Consider the following 18700-nt stretch of genomic DNA (forward strand, 5'->3'; position numbering starts at 1 on the left):
ATAATAATGATGAATCTCATACGTCTCACCCCCCATCTTTGTAAGGCTGAGAACCCTAAGAAAACAATAACTTGTAACTACTATATAATAGTCACACAAGTTGTGACTTAGACCATTTTCATGTAAATATTATCCACAATATTCACACTTTGACTGCCAGATGCATATACAAAAAACCATCCAATCACGTTTGGATGGTTTTTTATCTTTTTTTTCAAAGTGTAGTAAAGGATACAGTTTTCATTACGGCAATATGATACGATTGGTAGCGAAATTAAGTAAGGAGAGGATTTATTGAAATGTTAAATTTGAAAAGATTCGGCGTACTTTCCATTCTGCTGCTCGCAACGACGGGTATGGCCTCCGGATGTGGAGTAAGCGAGAAAGTAGCCGAACGTACAGCTGAGAAACTTATCGAACAGTCCACCGGAGTCAAAGTCGACAAAGAAGGGGAAGCAATCACCGTCACCTCCAAAGATGGGCAGCAATTACAAATCAGCGGAGAAGCCAAGAAGCTGCCGGACGGGTTCCCATTGCCCTCTCATCCGGATGCTAAGATCGAAAGCTCTATGACCTCCACCGAAAACGGGGCAAAAAGTTTTATCGTCGCCTTAACCAGCTCTAAACCGATAAAAGATTTGGCGGCATTTTACGAGAAGGCACTGCAAGATAAAGGCATCAAGCCTGAGCGAACAGATTTAAACGACGAGGGTGCGGACTCATTGAACTCCGTATTCCTTAACGGTAAATCCGACAAACTGGAAGCAACCGTGCAGATCGTAAAAGACGAAAGTAATGAAGGTAAAGAAAGTTACATGATCAATCTCATCGTCAGACAAGCGGAATAACAAACTACATGAGGCCTCGGCCGATGAAATTTGCTGAAACGGGTTTCTTCCCAACTTCACGCGCCCAGATCGATAATTGGCCGACATGATGAATCTCGTGAGCGATCACATGACGAGTGACCTCGCCCCAAGTATATGTAACCATTCTCCCATCCGGTCGAAGATCGTTAAAAAGACGATTTTCCAGACTCTCGTCCCAGCCGTTCACAAAGGCCTCAACTTCCGGCCGGAATTCCGCTTCCAGCTTACGAACTTTATCCAGGCTCCTATAACGATCGAAACCCTCTTGAAAATCGGATTTCCCCTGTATGGACCGTATCCAGCTCCACTCCACGTCAACAATGTGAAAGAGCGTATTCAAGATTCCGTTCACGCCGCCATTACGGGTACGAAGCAGTTCCTCTTCCGGAACCTCCTCACACCATCGGTACCAATCTTCCCTGACTACCCAATTATACCGGAACATTTTTTTCAAAGAGACTCCTCCATTTGGCATATAATCTTCGTAACGACAAAGAAACAGTTTCATCATGAAAAAACCACTTTCCCAATGCTGATGCCCGCATGAGAAAAGTGGTTTTGCTATCAATTTGAATTAAACTGCTATATCAGCGACGATCTCTTCTTCCAGATTAAACCGGATTTGATCCGAGAAAACGCGCATCTGGTAGCTGTTGAACAAATATTGCACGATGGCTTCGCGCAGATTGGCATGCGTGAGAATCTGACTGCGACCTCCTGCAAATATTTCAGCAGAGAATCCCAAGTCCTCATCCCACATGAGCTCGACATCAACGTCTGTTGGCTTGAGACCTTTGCGCTCCGCCATATTCAAGCAGACCGCATTAACGATTTCTTGTTCCCCCAGGCGCATCCTAGTACCTCTTCTGATTCTGATTCATCTTTCTTCTATTAATGAAGTAAGTGACGACCTTTTTAATAAGAACAACCAAGACGACAATGGCGAGCACGTTCACTAGTAAACCTAAAATATTACCGAGCGCTCCCATGCCTCCAAATAAGCCTCCGAATAACAGGCCGGCCATTCCCCCGATTAACAAACCTTTCATTAAACCGCCGCTGAAAAAGCCGGGCTTTGTAGTCGGAGTTGTAGCGCCAGGAGTCTTTGTTGTCGTGCCTGCAGGATCAGTTTTCGAAACATTGTTGGTTGGCGCTTTTTGCTGATCTGTCGGCGTGTAGCTTTTGCGCGGCGCTTTATAAGAAGTTTTAGCTTCTACCAGCGTTGGCACAGTAAAAGAGAACACCAACATACTTGCCATTAACAGCATTACTAATTTTTTCATCATACTGTCTAACCCTCCAGAATTATAGTTAATGAGTGAGTGAATCACTCTAGTCCATTTCATACGTTCTACATTGGGTATTGGTTTCAAAAAAAATATAAATTTTTATAAAGGGTAGGCTTTCCAGCAACTCGATCTCTTATCCGTGATGAAGCTGCATCACTTTCGCGGCGGAAAATCAATGCGTAATTCCCGGCTGTTTAGGATTTTCCCTCAACCAACTCAATATATCGTCTAATGTACGCACAGGCACGATTTGCAATCCAGGGGCGCCTTTTCTCGCGTCCTTTTCATTTTTAACGGGAACAAAAAACACATCTGCGTCCGTTCTGCTAACCGTATAGGCTTTTTGCTCCAAACCGCCGACGGGACCAATGGATCCATCCGGCTCAATGGTTCCAGTGCCCGCCACCTTATTACCGTGCAAGATACCCCACGGGGTAAATTGATCGATCAAGGTAAGCGCGAGCATCGCTCCATGCGATGGACCTCCTTCATGAAGCAAATAGTTATGATAGTTTATAGTCTCGGGAATGTCGTATTGGAGTTCATTGCTTACATCGATGCCAAACGCTGCCCGTTTTGGATTGTCCGGATTGGCACGGGTCTTTGCCGAAAGCGTCTCTCGGTTACTATTGCGTAGTACTTTTACCTCAACTTGATCGCCAGGACTAGTCGCAGCCAAACGATCCGTTAATTCTTGTACGGTTTTGATAGCCTGCCCGCTTACCTCCTCAATCACATCGCCTTGCCGTAAGATGCCCTCAACAGGACTATTTGGAGCGAGCCCCGTAACGAGGACCCCTTTGGGGATGATACCTTTGCCTCTGCCGAGCTTCTGCAATGCAATGGCGCTTCCCGCGGCATTTGCATCCGATTTCATGACCCGTACTTGTTGATTGTATTCACCAATGGATATGCCAAGATTATTAACTTCAAACGTATAGTGCGGGAATAACTTGGCATAAACCCAGTCAATCGGGAAAGCCGGCCGGTCAAATACAAGCACACCGGAAATCTCGCCATGCGGGCTCCCGCCATTCGCTTGCGCATACCGACTCATGTTCAGAGTCATACCTGGATAGGTGACCAAATAGCGGGTTGGAAAAAATAATACAATCAATAAGCAAATCGTTACAACAAACGCGGATATGCTCTGAACCGGAATTTTGCGCAAATTACGCTCAATGAAAAATAAGTCAACAAATACGAGCAGCCATGTGAGCACCAAAGCACTCACAGAAAACTCAAGCTTCTTCGGAATCGTTATGATTACGATGATTGCTGTCACACCGGCAATGATTACAGCCCCGGATCTTAATTGGGCCCAACCGAAACGCCGCTTCACTCGAATTCTCCTTAACCTAACGAGGATAAATCCAGCCGTTATCGCCCAGATCAGCGGAATTAGCGCAAGTACATAGACAAGCAAATCAAGGGCATCAATCCAATATACCCCGTTTCCGAATCGCAACGGATCCGGCAACCAGATCAGCTCGCCTGCCACGAATAAGAACAAGGCCAAGACCATGCCCAAATAATACAACCTCTGAAACGGTTTCATGAACTCTCCTGACATTCCTCGCAAACGCCATAAACTTCAAAACGGTGGTTAATAATTTTGAAATTACCAGGCAATTTCAAGGTAGTTTCCATGGGACAATAGTCAAACGTCAACGTTTTTTCGCAATTCATACAGATCAAGTGATGATGGTGATGATTCGAACAATTCATCCGGAATTTCAAACCGCCATCCATGAAATAAAATTGTTCAAGCGCCCCCATCTCGCTCAGCAATCTCAAATTGCGATATACCGTATCGAAGCTGACGCTCGGATAGTGAACGGTCATTTGGTCGTAGACATATTTAGGGGATAAATACCCATCTGTTTTGGCAAATATTTCGGCCAATAATCGGCGCTGATCCGTGATCCTCCACCCGTTCCTGGACATGACCTTGATCATTTGTTCGACGTTATTCGTTTCCGACATGTTTGTTATCCTTTCAACGTTATACTATATCTTCATAGTGCCGTAAAGGAGCAAAGTAGTCAAGGCAAACGGAGAGGCGCCCTTGATTCGTTGAAGTCCAAAGAAAAAATGACTTTGCAAATATGGATGCATGTCGTGTACAACCTGCTCTCTCTACCATATATTATAGTACGCAAGTGAATCCTCCTAAAGGAGGTGAGACTAAATGACACTTACACTTACAGGTTGGATGCTGTATACCATGTGGGTTGTGCTTGGATTGATGGGACTTAGCTTCTTGCTGGGCTTATATCAATCCCTCAAAGCCAGCAGTTTCTCTTACAATCTGATTCTGACTTATCTGCAAGATTTACTCTATTATGTTTTCCCATTATTCCTCATCGCCAACATGATGCCCCTGGATAAAACAGGTTGGTTGCTGCAGATTGGTTACTACATCGGCGCATTAGGGGTCGTAATCAAATATATATCCAATATCAGAAGCAAAATGTAATCGCATTCAAAAAAGCTGCCGTCGATGACGGCAGCCTTTTTTTATCAATTCGCAGCAGCGAACTTAGCATTTTTCTTTTTTCGCTTTTGATAAAAAGCTATGTATCTATCCAATCTTTGACTAAGCGCAACGACATTCTCATGTGTAAGACTTCTTTGCATGAATGCTTCTTGGATCATTTGAAGGCGTACGGCTTCGATCTTTGCTAAAAGGATTTGTTCCACATCGCTTATCTCCGTTCCTGATAAATAACACAACAAATCCTATTATATACAAGTTGGTTGTAAAAGGGTGTTACTATTTGTCGTTGCTGCCGTGAACAAAATGAACAAAACTATTATCTTGTAGTTCTGATAAGCGGAAACTCCCCAACTCGCAGCTTTGCACTGCCATAAGGGACTAATTCAAGTTCTTCAATGGGCTGACCGTCCGTGTTAGGAAACATCGGCGGAGTTCCCGCGTTACGCCCTTCCATCTTCCAATCACGGACTCGCTGCCCCCTGGCTTTCATCCGTATCGGCGCTTGCGACCCCGAGCATGTCAAAGCCAGGCATATCTGGTTCGGCAGCGGATATCTGGAGTATCGCATCCCGAATTACTTGGTCGGGAAACAAGGCGCCCGCCAGTTAACCATTTCCATGGAAATTTGCTCAGAAGCGCCCGCTTTCAATGAAAATTGGCCCTCAGACATATCCTTTTATATTAAAGATATTCGGATTGGGGTATGGACCTGCCCTGGCGATTTCGGGGCTGACCCAGGCGTACACACCCCCGTATGGTGGAGTCTCGGCACGAAGCACGGCTTGCTCAAAACCATTTCCGTGAACAAGGAAGGCGCCTTCTTGGATGGCATTCAATTGTCTGACGTTACGATCAAAGAGCTAGGCATTACTTCCGGACAAGATATTTACTTTAGAATCGCTTGTTTGGAGACAGCCGAGCACTGCGGCGGCGTCAGTCTCTTTGGCAAATAATTCGGTAATTACAATCAGGACATTGAAGTATCTGTTTTGTACGGGAATGATTAATCCCCTGGCAATAAAGGCGGTAAATAGAAGGACGGCTCCTCCGCATATGGAGCGGAAAGAGCCGTCTTTTTGAATTTCCCCCTTATTTCGCACGTTCCATGGATAATTCCCAACGATCGTACAACATGATTAAGGCCAAAGGTACAATATACCGCAGAACCATAAAAAAATGGTTCCAATTATGATAGATCAACCACCCTTTGAAATAAGCGTACAGTGCGAAGGAAATGCCGATACAAGCAATCACGGTAAAAGCAAGCGGCTTGAACCGATTAGGCGTTCTTGGAATGAATATCGTACAGAGTACGCTTAGGACATCTCCGGAGAGCAGATCTGTAAACCGGCAATCCGCCATATGATCATTAAACACGCCGGGTCTGAATTGAAACATCTCTAGCAAAGGCGAAGCAAATAAAGCGCCGGCCCACATGATGATGGTATGTGAAAAACAAATCAGACGTATCCGGTAGGGAACGGGCGGATTGTAGGTTGCGATACGCGGAGCCAAGTAGGCGCCTAGGCGGAACCCAGCCACATAGAATGCAGCCGAATAGGCTAAGTTCCAATGAAGATACTTCATGTATCCTAATCTCAAATAGATCCACTCCTGGATGATGGATAGCAATGCGAATAAAAGCGATGTTCTCCAGGGAGGACTTTGCCTTGCATAATAGACAAATACGATGAAGGTAAACGGCAGAATTAACGTATCCCCGAAAATGATGCCAAATTCATTATCTTTGACCGGATCGATCGCCAAATGCGTCGGAAACTTGTACAAATTAAGAAGCAGGTTGAATGTAACCTCAAGCATATCCGCGCTGAATACTGCAATTGCATATGAGGTAACAATCGAATGCCAAGAAAGCTGCTTTTTTCGAAGCAACATAACCATCCAAATGAAAAAAATTGCCAAAGTTATGATGTAGAGCATCCCATTTGCCACTCCCTGCCTAAAGATGTCCATTATGCATTATTTGTAAAAGAACAAATAATTATGTGGCGGCAGCTGGATAATCCTTTTTATGCTGATGATTTATGGAAATATGGGAATAGTATCTTTAAATGGAATCCTCAGGAGAGGAAATTATGTTAAAAGACGTTAAAATATCTGTTCGTCAATTTGGTGTCCTTGTGATTATCTATACGATCGGGACCACAATCCTGATCATCCCTTCGGGACTTGCTGCCGATGCCAAACAAGATGCCTGGCTGGCTGCTATTTTGGGAGTTTGTCTGAATGTGCTAATCGTATGCTTATACAACAGGGTCGCTAATTATTTTCCCAACATGACCTTGATCGAATATAACGAAGCATTGTTTGGGATATGGCTGGGGAAGCTGCTCTCTCTCTTATTTATTTCCTTTTCTTTTATCGGGGCAGCTACAGTTTTATTTTATATGGGGAATTTTATTAACACGCAAGTGATGCCCGAAACACCCATTCAAGCTGCCAATATTATTTTTGCAATCGTTGTTGTGATGGGTGTGCGTCTTGGACTAGAAACCTTAGTTCATGCTGCAGAGATTTTTTTTCCGTGGATCATTATGCTCTTTGTTATTTTGGTCCTTTGTCTTTTACCGGAAATTGATATGGTCAAGCTTCAGCCCGCATTCTCAGCCGGAGTCAAACCTATGATTAAAGCTGCCTTATCCGTGGCGGGCACTTCTTCACTGCCATTTATTGCGTTGTTTATGGTGTATCCTGTTCATGTTAATCAAGTTGATAAGGCAAAAAAGGCATATCTTGCTTCCACCGTTATTGGCGGAGCTTGTTTCATCATCATCACCTTTTTATGCATATCGGTATTGGGAACTAAAATGACGGAAAGACATATGTTTCCAAGCTATGCTTTAGCCAAGCAAATCAGTATCGGCAATTTTTTGGAACGAGTTGAAATCCTTATCGCAGGGATCTGGTTTCTAACGGTTTATTTCAAGACAACCTTCTATTTTTATGGATTCGTCACAGGTCTGGCTCAAATTTTGAATATGAAAGATTACCGCCCGCTCGTTTTTCCGCTAGGTATGATTCTGGTTGTTTATTCGCTCGTTGTCTATCCTAATGTCGCTTACATGACAGAGTTTGATACCAAAGCATATATACCCTACGCTTTAACATTTGGGCTGCTGTACCCCATTATCATGCTAGGGGTTGCAGCAGCGCGAAAGTCACTGTACAAGAAATAAGAGTACTTTGAAAAGGTGGCGATATCATGCAGTTCATCAAGAAAATTCTTCAGAATAACTACCGCTCAATAGACACGCAGCTTAATCAGAGTGACTTACCGGTATCAAAGCAACCCCTTGAGAAATCACTGGAACTTAACATCGCTAAGATCAAGCTAGCCTTTGGTCATAGTAAGGATATCATCACACAAACCATACTTCTTAAAGAAACAAGCACGATTCAAATTGGATTCATTTACATAAATGGACTGATTAGTCCCATATCTATTCAAGCCCTCATCACAGAAAATCTTAAAGTTGATTCATGTGAGTTCACACTGAACGCTTTAAGAAATTCAATGAGCACTCTCGGACAAGTTCGCGATATCTCCGATTTTGATACCTTATATCAATCTGTCTTATCCGGATTCACGGTTATATTAGTGGACGGATATGCTCAAGGGTTCGCAGCGAATACACAGGGCGGGGAACATCGGTCCGTAGAAGAACCATCCACACAATCGGTCGTAAGGGGCCCCCGTGAGGGATTTACTGAGCAAATCAGCACCAATGCCGCACTCATCAGACGCAAAATCAAAGATGCTAACCTATGGATGGAATCCATGACAATCGGTCGTGTAAGCAAAACGGAAGTCGCCATTATGTATATAAACGGAATCGTTAATGACAAGTTAGTGGCGGAAGCAAGAATTCGGCTCGGACGTATCGATATCGATGCCATTTTTGAAAGCGGCAGTATCGAAGAGCTGATCCAAGACGAGACCTTCACTCCTTTCCCCACCTTATATAATACGGAACGGCCCGATGTAATCGCGGCAGGTTTAATGGAAGGGCGTGTAGCTATTCTTGTTGACGGCACTCCCTTTGTGCTTATGGCGCCTGCACTCTTTACCCAATTTTATCAATCTGCAGAAGATTATTACCAACGGGCAGATTTTTCAACGCTCCTGCGGTTTCTCCGTTACGTCTGCTTTTTCATTTCTTTGCTGGCTCCGTCTCTATACATTGCCATCACTACCTTTCACCAGGAACTGCTGCCCTCTTCTCTTCTGATCAGTTTAGCCGCTCAGAGAGAAGGGATTCCATTCCCGGCTTTTATCGAAGCAGTCGGCATGGAAATCATTTTCGAAATCCTTCGGGAAGCCGGTGTTCGGCTGCCAAAGACAGTCGGACAAGCGGTCTCCATTGTAGGCGCTTTGGTCATCGGCCAAGCCGCTGTAGAAGCGGGTTTGGTATCTCCTGCGATGGTTATTGTAGTGGCCATAACTGCCATTGCCAATTTTGTAATCCCCTCATTCAATATGGCTATTACGATTCGGATTTTGAGATTTGCTTTGATGATAATCGCTGCTTCCTTTGGGTTATATGGCATTACAGTGGGGCTTATCGCGATCGTTCTTCATTTATGCAGTTTAAGGTCTTTTGGAATTCCGTACATGGCTCCAATGGCACCATTTATTTTAGCGGATCAGAAAGATACGATTTTTCGTTTGCCGCAGTGGGCATTATTTGCAAGGCCTCGCCTTATTAGTCAAAAAAATAACATCCGAGAGAACAATGCTCCTACGAATAAACCTGAACCTCGATCCTAGATAAAGGAGTCATCGGTCATGCGAAGATGTTTAATGCTGTTCATCGTCCTTGGATTCCTCACGGGATGCTGGAGCCGGCGCGAACTGAATGATCTCGCCATTTCAGTTGGTATGGGATTCGATAAAAAAGGCGATCAAGTACAGGTGACGGTTCAAATAGTGAACCCTGGTGAAGTGGCTTCCAAAATGGGCGGGGCTGGACAAACTACACCAGTAAGCACCTTTCAAGCTACATCCCAAACCATTTTTGAAGCATTAAGGAAAATTGCCACGCAAAGTCCAAGAAAAGTGTATTCTGCTCATCTTCGGATTCTTGTCATCAGCGAAGAACTGGCAAGAGAAGGAATTACGCCGATTCTGGATGGTATATCAAGAAATCATGAAATGCGAACTGATTTCTATGTAGTGGTTGCAAGAGGAACAACGGCAGAGAATGTATTAAATATTCTTACACCTATCGAAAAAATCCCATCGAATAAAATGTATTCTACTTTAGAGATGTCCGAAAAGATTTGGGCGCCTACGGTAAAAGTAAAATTAAACACATTAATTTCCGATCTGCAAACAGAAGGAAAAGATCCTGTAATAACAGGCATACAAATTATAGGCGATCCGACTAAAGGTAATCTAAGAAGTAATGTGACCCAAATAGACCCTAAGGCAATATTGCGATATTCTGGCGTAGCCCTTTTTAAGAAAGACAAACTTGTCGGTTGGCTTAATGAACAAGAAAGCAAAGGATACAATTATATTATTGATAATGTTAAAAGCACGATCGGACATACGGCTTGTCCATCAGGCGGAATAATGGCTCTGGAAGTTGTACGGTCAAAAACGAGAATGAAAGGCAAAGTGAATAACGGCAACCCGGAAATCTTTGTCGATGTTTTTTTAGAGGAAAATGTGGGTGAAGTCCAATGCGAAATCGATTTAATCGATCCAAAGAGCATCAAGGAACTCGAGAAATCAGCGCAAAAGGCAGTACATGCCATCATAGATTCTGCCATTCAAAAAGCAAAAAAAAATAATGTCGATATTTTCGGCTTTGGTGAAGCCATTTACCGAGCAGATCCTAAATATTGGAACAAAAATAAAGACAATTGGAAGGAACAATTTCATGATTTACCTGTCCATGTAAATGCAGAAGTGAAAATTCGCCGTTTGGGTACCGTAAGCGACTCTCTGGTAGAAGAAATAAAGGAATGAGCGAAGTAAAGACCGTGAGGGAGGTAAGAAGATAGAACATGGCATTATCGGTATCCGGCAATTTACCATAATTGTCACTCTATTTACAGTAGGAAGCGCCATTTTAATTACCCCCTCCGCTCTCGCAATAGAAGCCAAACAGAATGCATGGATAGCCGCAATTTTGGGCGTATGCACGGGATTGCTGACGGTCTATTTATACCGTGCATTGACAAAGCAATTTCCTAACCAAACCTTGGTGGAGATGTGTGAAGCTGTATTTGGCTTTTTTTATGCTTCAACTCTCAGTTTCGCTCAAATCATGAAAATGAAAGAAGCTCGTCCTTTACATTTTCCGTTAGCAATGATTCTCATTGTTTTATCCATTATTTCATACCCGAATGCAAGCTATTTTCTTAATTTCGTTTCAAAAATTTGGTTTCCCTATGCCCTAACATTCGGTTTTCTACTACCTGTATGTATGATTGGCGTAGCCGTTATTCGAAAAATTTGATAAAAGGCTGCCGTTGCTGTGGCAGCCTTTTATTTTACACCTCTAATGCCCGCTCCCTTGTTTGCAGCTGATACATCTTGTAGTATCTACCTTCAAGCGCCATAAGCGTATCATGATTACCCCGTTCGACAATTTCACCGCGATGCAGCACCAAGATTTGGTCGGCATCACGAATCGTAGATAGTCTATGCGCTATGACTAGCGTAGTTCGGCCTTCGCTGACGACCTTCAGCGCTTTTTGGATTAACCCCTCGGTTTCGCTGTCAATGCTGGCTGTCGCTTCATCCAGGATGAGAATAGAAGGATCGAACGCCAGCGCTCTGGCAAACGAAATGAGCTGCCTTTGCCCGGATGACAGCGTGCTTCCCCGCTCTACCACCTGCTCGTCATAGCCGTTCGGCAGTTGCTCGATGAAAGGTGCTGCGCCTACATCTTTGAGCGCATTTTTTACACGATCCAGTGAAATTTCTTCGTTATAGAGGCTCACATTGAATTTAATATCACCGGCAAACAAAAACGGATCCTGTAAAACAATGCCCATATGCTTACGGAGTTCTTGTTTGGAAAAGGTTGAAATGTCTCGTCCATCAATCGTGATTTTACCGTCATCGGGCTCATAGAACCCCAGAAGCAGGTTGATAATCGAGCTTTTACCTGAACCCGTGTGGCCGACAAGCGCCACAGTCTCCCCTTTATGCGCCTCAAAGGAAATCCGCTTCAGCACATTTTCTCCAGCTTTATATGCAAACGTCACGTCATCGAATTTCACGATACCTTCAGGGCGGCTCACATGATCCGTCTTCCCGACCTCATGGCCTTCCATATCCATGATCGCAAACACTTTATCAGCGGAAACGAACGCTCTCTGCGCATTCGTAAGCTGATCAAAAATCCCTATAATCGGCTGAAAGATCCGGCCCAAGTAATCAATAAATGCATAAAACACGCCAAAGGATATCGCCGTTTGCAGCGACTCACGGCCAAAATACCAGATGACTAAAGCCGTCACCAAGCTGCCAATCGTTCCGACGATATTGCGGGAAGACAAGGAAAATATCCTGAACTGTTTGATTTGATTCACATAGCGGTCTTCATTCAATACTTCAAATTCATCAATCGTCACTTTCTCGCGGCGAAAAGCCTGGATAATCGGCATGACGACGATGGATTCGTTAATCATTGCGTTCATATCGCTGAGCCGGGCACGCATGATGGTGATGAATACCTTGGAATACTTCAGATGGATGATCATTATCAACACGAACAGCGGCAGAAGCAGCAGACAGAACAGCGCAAGACGCACATCCAAAATGAATAGGGCGGCGAAAATGCCCGTCAACTGTACCATGCTCACGACGAATGTCGCCATAAAGCTCATGAACAGATCGCGAACAGCTTCCGTATCATTGGCAATTCTCGATACAACCTGTCCAATCGGCGTATTGTCAAAATAGCGCAAAGGAATCCGCTGAATGTGCCGCATCAAATCCATCCGCATGTTTTTGATGATTTGCAGCGCGGTCGATTGGAGGATGTAGGCTTGAGTAAAGTTGCCGATACTTGCGATAAGGAGAAGTCCCATATACAGGGCAAGCAGACCTAGCACGGCAGCAAGATCCCGCGCATCGGTACTCAAGTGCTGATCAATAATGGTTTTGGTAATATATGGCCCGCCAAGTTCGGCGCCAACCGCACAACAAAGAATGAGCAGCGCGCCGATAATTCTGAATTTATAGACGAGAGCATATGCGAATAGTCTTCTCGCCGTGGATTGTTTTGGCATTTAAGTGCTCCCTTCAACGTCACTCTTCCAGGCTGGCTTCCATCTGCTGGCGATCCCACTGCTGCTTGTACCAACCGCCGAACAGCATCAATTCATCATGAGTGCCTTCCTCGATAATCCGTCCGTCATCCAGCACAAGGATCCAATTCGCATGGCTGACCGCGGATAGACGGTGCGTCGTAATCAATGTCGTTTTGCCCGCTCGTTCCACGCGGATATTATGAAGAATTCGGCTCTCCGTCCGCGCATCCACCGCCGACAGCGCATCATCGAGCAGCAAAATTTCAGAGTCAATGAGCATTGCTCTTGCTATGGCCAGACGCTGCTTCTGCCCGCCGGACAGCATCACGCCGTTTTCGCCGACAATCGTACTCAGCCCCTCGGGCATTTGGGAAATATCCTGAGTAAAAGAGGCCATTTCTATGACTCTAGCAATTTCATCCGCTGATGCATTTGGCTTGCCGAGCGCGATATTGTCGCGAATCGATTTGGACAACAGCAGATGCTCCTGCGGCACGTAAGCGACCCAGCTCTTCATCTGGTCCATGGCAATTTGTTCGATAGGAACGCCTGCGACGAAAAGCATTTCTGGGTCTACCGGATACTGGCGCAGAAGCTGCTTTAGCAGCGTGCTCTTTCCGCTGCCTGTTCTGCCTACAATACCCAGCGTCTGACCTCGCTCCAAACGGAAGAAAATGTTGACGAGACTAGGATGGCTGGAGGTCGGATATGTAAAGGTTAACTTTTTCATTTCGATCGACGTCGGGACTTTGATAGCTACCGGTGCATCTGTGTCCGTCATATCCGGTTTCTGTGTAAATGACTCTTCAAGACGATCCGCCGAAGCGCTTCCGCGCTGCAGCACATTAATAAACTCACCGAAGGAAATCATGGGCCAGATGAGCATACCCAGATAAATGTTAAAAGAAATCAATTGACCGAGCGTAATTTGATCATCAAATACAAGGTAAGAGCCGTAACCGATACCAATCGTGTAGCTTAACCCGACGATCAACGAAATGACCGGCTGAAAAAGAGCGTTTAATATGGATACTCGTTTGTTCTTAATCATGACGTCCGAGGTCACTTTATCAAAAGCGGAAAGATCATGATTTTCCTGTACATATGAACGAATGACGCGAATGCCTGATATCGACTCCAGCGCATGGTCGTTCATTTTGCCAAAGGACGCCTGGGCTGCGAGAAAGCGCGTCCTTACTTTTTTACCCAAGGAACTTATGGCTATGGCTAGAAAAGGCAGCGGAATCAATGCGGCTAGCATTAATTTGAAGCTGATGAAGGAAATCATCGTAATGATCACGATGGATGCTCCCACGAGCGTATTCACCAGCGTCATGACGCCATAACCGGCAGTCTGTCCGATGGCCAGAATGTCATTGGTCGCAAGCGCCATCAGCTGCCCCGTACTGTTTCGCTGAAAAAAAGCCGGTGTCATCCTGGTCAAATGCGCGAGCAGCCTTCCTCTGAGCAGCTTCTCAATCAATGCCGAGTTCCCGAATAAGGTCGTTATCCATATGTAGACCATCACATATATAAGCAGGGAAAGGCACACAAGCAAAATCACGGTCTGACTTAAGCCTGAAGAGGTTAATCCTCCTTTTCGAATTAGATCGATTGTATTCCCGATCATTTTGGGCGGGATCGTCGTCAGCAGACTGACGCATGCCATCAATGCGATGGCTACCGCATAACGACTCCATCTCCATTTAAAAAACCACTTGAGCCGAATCACAAAAGACACGTTAGTCACCTCTTTCCGTATTCCGATACACACATTGATTTTACAGTTTTATCCATGGCAAGTCTACGCGAACAGGGCGGTTCGCAGCGGAAAATATACTTATAAAAAAATAAGCTTAAAATTGAAGCAATGGATCGTCGCTTCAATTAAGCTTATTTTCGCATCAGTTCCGGGCGTCAAAAAGTTCTACTTCTTGCCGGGTCGGCAGCGAGGTTTGCGCACCGAAACGCGATACCGTGATCGCGCCTGCTTTGGTCGCAAATTCAATGGACTGCTCCAGCGGCAGCCCTTCTCCATGCCTCACGGCCAAGGCGGCATTGAAGGAGTCGCCTGCTGCCGTTGTATCTATTACAGGAACCCGAAATGCCGGATATGACCCGGAGCTGCCGTTAATGTGATAAGTAACGCCCTTTTCGCCTTGAGTAATGATCACGTTGGTCTTAGTCAAGCTGCAAAGCTCGCCCATAAGCTCAGACTCATCTGCAAGATTAGTCCTGCCTGCCGTCAAAATGGCCGCTTCCGTCTCATTTGGCGTTACCAAATCAACATACTGCCAAATGTCTGAAGGAAGCTCGGCGGCAGGTGCAGGATTCAAAATGACCTTCACGCCGTGGCTTTTTGCGAGCTGTACCGCCCGCAGGACCGTCTCTAGCGGAATTTCAAGCTGTACAAGCAGAACATCTGCGTCTGCTATGACTGACTTCGCATTTTCAACATGTTCCGGCGAAACGCAAGCATTGGCTCCCGGTACGATGGTAATCCGATTTTCTCCATCTTGCACTTGTATAAGCGCCACACCGGTCGTCTGCTGCGACTCCTTAATGACATAAGAAATGCCTACTCCTTCGTGTGCAAGCTGCTCCAGCATCTGCTTCCCGAATGTATCGCCGCCCACGCAGCCAACCATCTCGACATGCGCGCCCAGCCTTGCCGCAGCTACCGCTTGATTCGCCCCTTTGCCGCCGGGAATCGTTGCAAACTCCTGACCGATGACCGTCTCGCCGGCAACGGGGATATGCTTGGATTTAACAACAAGATCTATATTAATGCTGCCAACCACGACGATTTTTGCTTTTTTATCTTGCATAATGGCTATCCCTCGATTTCACCGATTCTCTTTTCCACTTGGACGTAAATTCCCTTTTGCGGTCGAAGCGTTATGGAAGGTTCAAGAATGACTTGATGTGTTTTATCCAGCACAAAATGAAACTTTTGCACAATTGCAGCAAGAAGCAAGGTAGCTTCCATCATGGCAAAGTTATTCCCGATACAGATGCGAGGCCCTGCTCCAAAAGGAAAATAAACATAGGGAGGTAAGCTTTTTTCAAATTCCTGGCTCCAACGATCAGGCATAAAAGACTTAGGATCATTGAAGTAGTCAGGATGTCTATGCATAACCCACTGACTTAAAGCGATCTCACAACCGGCCGGTAAACAGTATTCATCAATCCATACATCTTCCATTGGTTCCCGGGTGATGAGCCAGACAGGGGGATATAATCGCATGGATTCTTTAATGATGGCTTGTGTATAACGAAGCTCTGAAATGTCTGTGAATGAAGGTGCGCGACCATCTAAAACGTTATCTAACTCTTTTACTAATCTCTCTTCCACACTCGGATGTTGAGCAAGTAGATAGAATGTCCAAGACAATAGGTTAGCCGTAGTTTCATGTCCTGCGAGAAATAACGTCATGACTTCATCTCTTAATTGTTCATTTGACATCCCTGTTCCATCATCATCTCTTGCTAATAATAACATGGAAAGCAAATCGCCATGATCATGGTTTTCTTTTTTTCTTTGCTCAATAATGTCATAAATAATTTGATCCAGTTTATCGACACTTTTCTTTAATTTCGAATTCCCCGGCAGCGGCAAGGAGATGGGCACCATCTCAAGCAATCGTCTGGAAACGCTCGTATACTGTTTAACGTATTCATGAAAAACTTGATCCAACGCGACTCCAACTTGGTTTGAACCTTCGTAGGCAGTGTGCAAATCAACATCGAAAAGTGCTTTGCCTACAATCTCCATCGTGCATTGCATCACATCTTCATGGATATCTCGTGTTTCACCATGCTGCCAATTCAGTAGCATTCTCTCTGTAAATTGTGTCATAATACTTGCATATTTTTCAATCCGGTGCTGATGAAATGCAGGTTGCGATAATCTCCGTTGTCTAAGCCAAAAACTGCCTTCACTCGTAACTAAACCATTTCCCAACACCATACTTAAAATACGATCGCGATGATATCCTTTGGTAAAAGTACGCTGGGTATGATTTAAAACATATTGAATATGTTCAGGTCGGCTCAAAATATATGTATCTCTGCCTTTTTCCAAGCTAACCTTAACAACCGGACCATAGGTTTCCGCACAACTTTCAAAAAAGCGAAGCGGATTTGCACCTACATCCATCAAGTTCCCAAGAAAGGGAATGGGCTTAGGCCCAGGAACATTCGTACCTTGATTTGTCATTCAATCTCCCCGTTTCTATTCACTTATATTGTAATGACCACTTGAAAAGTGATAAGCCATTCTACGTCCAAGTTTTCCGGGAAATTCCGTTTTTTTACCATCCAGCCCGCACAATATGATTTAGTTACTAAACTATGAATGCAAAAAAAAATATTTCTACATGGGGTATTTTTTTATCCATATATTTAGTTTAGTTATTAAACTATAGGTTTGTCAAGACGCAAAGACTCCAGTCATCAAAGTTTATTCTTTTCTTGAATTGTCTCCGGCAGACCAAAGAGATGCTAGGATCCGTAGCGAGAATATGGTTTTAGGTGACACGCTGACTTTTTTTGAAATTGCTAAAAAATCTCTTCATAACCTTCATCTTCCTCTACTCTCTCATGCCTTATCCACGACATCTCATTAATCCCAATAATCTCTTTAAATTCTTCAACTAATTGATATATTTTTTTATGTTCTCTAAAATAGGATGGATTTAATATTGATTTTAATTTATCAATTTGCTTTTCTGAGATATCAAATAATTTAAAAGCTGAGACATTACTTTCGTCAAATAAATGTTCTATTGCCTCATCAAATATACCGTTCTCAATAACTTCCTTGGATATTTCCTCGTGCATATCACCATATAATTCTAATATCTCTTTTTCCGGATAACGTTCCTTGAAAATCTCAATAATAATTTCTTCCAGAAATTCATACGAAATACGTAAATATGCGACTTCTTGACCGCCATTAAAAATCCTATACCCCCAGAAGTGATCGCTGAGATTACAAAAGTTTAACACTGGCGCATCGTAAGATAATTGATATATGTAATCTGGAGCTTCCTGGTATTCTAAATAGCTATCATTCCGAGTCAAGTAAGCAATCCATTTCTCGTCTAAAACTTTAATTAAAGACCGTGGTACCGCATTTTTTCTTATTGCTTCCTTGTGACCAGCCAACAATAAATGTCCTGAAGTAAACTCACTCATTTATTATACGTCCTTTCATTATTATTTCAGGTATGTCATATAACTTTGTTATGTCCCCGAACCCTCGCCGATGTCTCTTTATTTATTGTAGAATTGGCAAATCATTAATGTATTTCTGTCACAATCTTTAAAAGTGAATGCTGAATGATCACCGTATTCCTTTATGGTGCTAGTCTCAATTCCTTTATCTGTCAATGATTGATGAGTTGTTTTGATATCTTTAGTATCAAAAGTAAATACTGCTCTTTCAATTGGATCAAAATTTTCTACTTTAAACAAGTGCATCACATATTGACCGTCTAAGGTCAATTCTACAAAATCATTAAAATCATAGTTCCCTAACCTAAATCCAAGAGAGCTACAGTACCATTCACTAGCTTTTTCTAGATCATTTACATAAAGCATTACACCAATAATGTCTTTCTTAATAATAGGATCCATTCATCATTCCTCATTTCAATATGGTTTAATAAAAGCTGTTACTGGTTTTGTGGAAATTCATCTAATGTTGATTTGTTCCCGAATCCTCAGTGGCTTAAGGCGCGTAGCGC

Annotated in this window: 20 protein-coding genes; 7 read left to right on the forward strand and 13 right to left on the reverse strand. The window is 43.9% G+C overall.

Annotation, left to right across the window (positions count from 1 at the left end; genetic code table 11):
- Window positions 1-299 precede the first annotated feature (299 nt).
- Window positions 300-848, forward strand: a complete 549-nt coding sequence (locus ICC18_RS14935; protein ID WP_188175212.1) for a hypothetical protein — start codon at window positions 300-302, stop codon at window positions 846-848.
- A gap of 4 nt (window positions 849-852) precedes the next feature.
- Here ICC18_RS14935 and ICC18_RS14940 read toward each other — a convergent pair whose 3' ends face one another.
- From ICC18_RS14940 to ICC18_RS14960, 5 genes are all read right to left on the reverse strand, one after another.
- On the reverse strand, window positions 853-1323 hold the full coding sequence (locus ICC18_RS14940; RefSeq protein ID WP_188175213.1) for a DinB family protein: 471 nt from the start codon (window positions 1321-1323) through the stop codon (window positions 853-855).
- A gap of 120 nt (window positions 1324-1443) precedes the next feature.
- Window positions 1444-1722 (reverse strand): DUF2653 family protein, encoded by a 279-nt coding sequence (locus ICC18_RS14945; RefSeq protein WP_188175214.1) that lies wholly within the window; start codon window positions 1720-1722, stop codon window positions 1444-1446.
- Window position 1723: 1 nt separating this feature from the next.
- The gene (locus ICC18_RS14950) at window positions 1724-2155 is read right to left on the reverse strand and encodes a hypothetical protein (RefSeq protein ID WP_188175215.1); all 432 of its coding nucleotides are present in this window, start codon (window positions 2153-2155) and stop codon (window positions 1724-1726) included.
- A 175-nt stretch (window positions 2156-2330) separates the two neighbouring features.
- The gene (locus tag ICC18_RS14955) at window positions 2331-3716 is read right to left on the reverse strand and encodes a PDZ domain-containing protein (protein WP_188175216.1); all 1386 of its coding nucleotides are present in this window, start codon (window positions 3714-3716) and stop codon (window positions 2331-2333) included.
- Window positions 3713-4144 (reverse strand): Fur family transcriptional regulator, encoded by a 432-nt coding sequence (locus ICC18_RS14960; RefSeq protein ID WP_188175217.1) that lies wholly within the window; start codon window positions 4142-4144, stop codon window positions 3713-3715. Before ICC18_RS14960 ends, ICC18_RS14955 begins: the two co-directional genes overlap by 4 nt.
- Window positions 4145-4349: 205 nt before the next feature.
- Between ICC18_RS14960 and ICC18_RS14965 the strand changes: the two genes are divergently transcribed.
- Window positions 4350-4637, forward strand: coding sequence for a hypothetical protein (locus tag ICC18_RS14965; RefSeq protein ID WP_188175218.1), 288 nt, complete (start codon window positions 4350-4352; stop codon window positions 4635-4637).
- Window positions 4638-4681: 44 nt separating this feature from the next.
- On the opposite strand, the gene ICC18_RS33735 is transcribed toward ICC18_RS14965, so the two are convergent.
- On the reverse strand, window positions 4682-4861 hold the full coding sequence (locus ICC18_RS33735) for an aspartyl-phosphate phosphatase Spo0E family protein (protein ID WP_312029532.1): 180 nt from the start codon (window positions 4859-4861) through the stop codon (window positions 4682-4684).
- 207 nt (window positions 4862-5068) lie between these two features.
- On the opposite strand from ICC18_RS33735, the gene ICC18_RS14975 reads away from it, so the two are divergent.
- Window positions 5069-5611 (forward strand): hypothetical protein, encoded by a 543-nt coding sequence (locus tag ICC18_RS14975; protein ID WP_188175219.1) that lies wholly within the window; start codon window positions 5069-5071, stop codon window positions 5609-5611.
- 136 nt (window positions 5612-5747) lie between these two features.
- Here the strand turns inward: ICC18_RS14975 and ICC18_RS14980 are convergent, their stop codons facing one another.
- On the reverse strand, window positions 5748-6599 hold the full coding sequence (locus tag ICC18_RS14980) for a hypothetical protein (protein ID WP_188175220.1): 852 nt from the start codon (window positions 6597-6599) through the stop codon (window positions 5748-5750).
- A gap of 155 nt (window positions 6600-6754) precedes the next feature.
- Between ICC18_RS14980 and ICC18_RS14985 the strand changes: the two genes are divergently transcribed.
- The 4 genes from ICC18_RS14985 to ICC18_RS15000 are packed head-to-tail and all read left to right on the forward strand — an operon-like array spanning window position 6755 to window position 11146.
- Complete coding sequence (locus tag ICC18_RS14985; protein ID WP_188175221.1) at window positions 6755-7855, forward strand: GerAB/ArcD/ProY family transporter; 1101 nt, start codon at window positions 6755-6757, stop codon at window positions 7853-7855.
- Between the two features lie 26 nt (window positions 7856-7881).
- Window positions 7882-9447 (forward strand): spore germination protein, encoded by a 1566-nt coding sequence (locus tag ICC18_RS14990; protein ID WP_188175222.1) that lies wholly within the window; start codon window positions 7882-7884, stop codon window positions 9445-9447.
- An 18-nt stretch (window positions 9448-9465) separates the two neighbouring features.
- On the forward strand, window positions 9466-10653 hold the full coding sequence (locus ICC18_RS14995) for a Ger(x)C family spore germination protein (protein ID WP_188175223.1): 1188 nt from the start codon (window positions 9466-9468) through the stop codon (window positions 10651-10653).
- 52 nt (window positions 10654-10705) lie between these two features.
- A complete protein-coding gene (locus tag ICC18_RS15000) occupies window positions 10706-11146 on the forward strand; it encodes a GerAB/ArcD/ProY family transporter (RefSeq protein WP_312029536.1) in 441 nt (146 codons plus the stop codon).
- A 34-nt stretch (window positions 11147-11180) separates the two neighbouring features.
- Here ICC18_RS15000 and ICC18_RS15005 read toward each other — a convergent pair whose 3' ends face one another.
- The 6 genes from ICC18_RS15005 to ICC18_RS15030 all read right to left on the reverse strand — a co-directional run bounded on the left by ICC18_RS15005 (window position 11181) and on the right by ICC18_RS15030 (window position 18590).
- Entirely contained in the window at window positions 11181-12929 is a 1749-nt protein-coding gene (locus tag ICC18_RS15005; protein ID WP_188175224.1) for an ABC transporter ATP-binding protein, read from the reverse strand.
- Between the two features lie 19 nt (window positions 12930-12948).
- Window positions 12949-14691 (reverse strand): ABC transporter ATP-binding protein, encoded by a 1743-nt coding sequence (locus ICC18_RS15010; protein ID WP_188175225.1) that lies wholly within the window; start codon window positions 14689-14691, stop codon window positions 12949-12951.
- Window positions 14692-14854: 163 nt separating this feature from the next.
- Window positions 14855-15778 (reverse strand): ribokinase, encoded by a 924-nt coding sequence (rbsK, locus tag ICC18_RS15015; protein ID WP_188175226.1) that lies wholly within the window; start codon window positions 15776-15778, stop codon window positions 14855-14857.
- A gap of 5 nt (window positions 15779-15783) precedes the next feature.
- Complete coding sequence (locus ICC18_RS15020; RefSeq protein ID WP_188175227.1) at window positions 15784-17169, reverse strand: cytochrome P450; 1386 nt, start codon at window positions 17167-17169, stop codon at window positions 15784-15786.
- Between the two features lie 341 nt (window positions 17170-17510).
- Window positions 17511-18149: a hypothetical protein gene (locus ICC18_RS15025; RefSeq protein WP_188175228.1), complete on the reverse strand. Its 639-nt coding sequence runs from the start codon at window positions 18147-18149 to the stop codon at window positions 17511-17513.
- 78 nt (window positions 18150-18227) lie between these two features.
- The gene (locus ICC18_RS15030; RefSeq protein WP_188175229.1) at window positions 18228-18590 is read right to left on the reverse strand and encodes a VOC family protein; all 363 of its coding nucleotides are present in this window, start codon (window positions 18588-18590) and stop codon (window positions 18228-18230) included.
- Between the last annotated feature and the right edge of the window lie 110 nt (window positions 18591-18700).

It is taken from the genome of Paenibacillus sedimenti, from assembly GCF_014534655.1.
Lineage (GTDB): Bacteria > Bacillota > Bacilli > Paenibacillales > NBRC-103111 > Paenibacillus_E > Paenibacillus_E sedimenti.

What these genes read in the sequence shown, in the direction of transcription:
- ICC18_RS14935 (WP_188175212.1), top strand. Translation starts at nt 300, where the DNA reads ATGTTAAATTTGAAAAGATTCGGCGTACTTTCCATTCTGCTGCTCGCA.
- ICC18_RS14945 (WP_188175214.1), bottom strand. Translation starts at nt 1,722, where the DNA reads ATGCGCCTGGGGGAACAAGAAATCGTTAATGCGGTCTGCTTGAATATG.
- ICC18_RS14950 (WP_188175215.1), bottom strand. Translation starts at nt 2,155, where the DNA reads ATGATGAAAAAATTAGTAATGCTGTTAATGGCAAGTATGTTGGTGTTC.
- ICC18_RS14955 (WP_188175216.1), bottom strand. Translation starts at nt 3,716, where the DNA reads ATGAAACCGTTTCAGAGGTTGTATTATTTGGGCATGGTCTTGGCCTTG.
- ICC18_RS14960 (WP_188175217.1), bottom strand. Translation starts at nt 4,144, where the DNA reads ATGTCGGAAACGAATAACGTCGAACAAATGATCAAGGTCATGTCCAGG.
- ICC18_RS14965 (WP_188175218.1), top strand. Translation starts at nt 4,350, where the DNA reads ATGACACTTACACTTACAGGTTGGATGCTGTATACCATGTGGGTTGTG.
- ICC18_RS14980 (WP_188175220.1), bottom strand. Translation starts at nt 6,599, where the DNA reads ATGCTCTACATCATAACTTTGGCAATTTTTTTCATTTGGATGGTTATG.
- ICC18_RS14985 (WP_188175221.1), top strand. Translation starts at nt 6,755, where the DNA reads ATGTTAAAAGACGTTAAAATATCTGTTCGTCAATTTGGTGTCCTTGTG.
- ICC18_RS14990 (WP_188175222.1), top strand. Translation starts at nt 7,882, where the DNA reads ATGCAGTTCATCAAGAAAATTCTTCAGAATAACTACCGCTCAATAGAC.
- ICC18_RS14995 (WP_188175223.1), top strand. Translation starts at nt 9,466, where the DNA reads ATGCGAAGATGTTTAATGCTGTTCATCGTCCTTGGATTCCTCACGGGA.
- ICC18_RS15005 (WP_188175224.1), bottom strand. Translation starts at nt 12,929, where the DNA reads ATGCCAAAACAATCCACGGCGAGAAGACTATTCGCATATGCTCTCGTC.
- rbsK (WP_188175226.1), bottom strand. Translation starts at nt 15,778, where the DNA reads ATGCAAGATAAAAAAGCAAAAATCGTCGTGGTTGGCAGCATTAATATA.
- ICC18_RS15020 (WP_188175227.1), bottom strand. Translation starts at nt 17,169, where the DNA reads ATGACAAATCAAGGTACGAATGTTCCTGGGCCTAAGCCCATTCCCTTT.
- ICC18_RS15025 (WP_188175228.1), bottom strand. Translation starts at nt 18,149, where the DNA reads ATGAGTGAGTTTACTTCAGGACATTTATTGTTGGCTGGTCACAAGGAA.
- ICC18_RS15030 (WP_188175229.1), bottom strand. Translation starts at nt 18,590, where the DNA reads ATGGATCCTATTATTAAGAAAGACATTATTGGTGTAATGCTTTATGTA.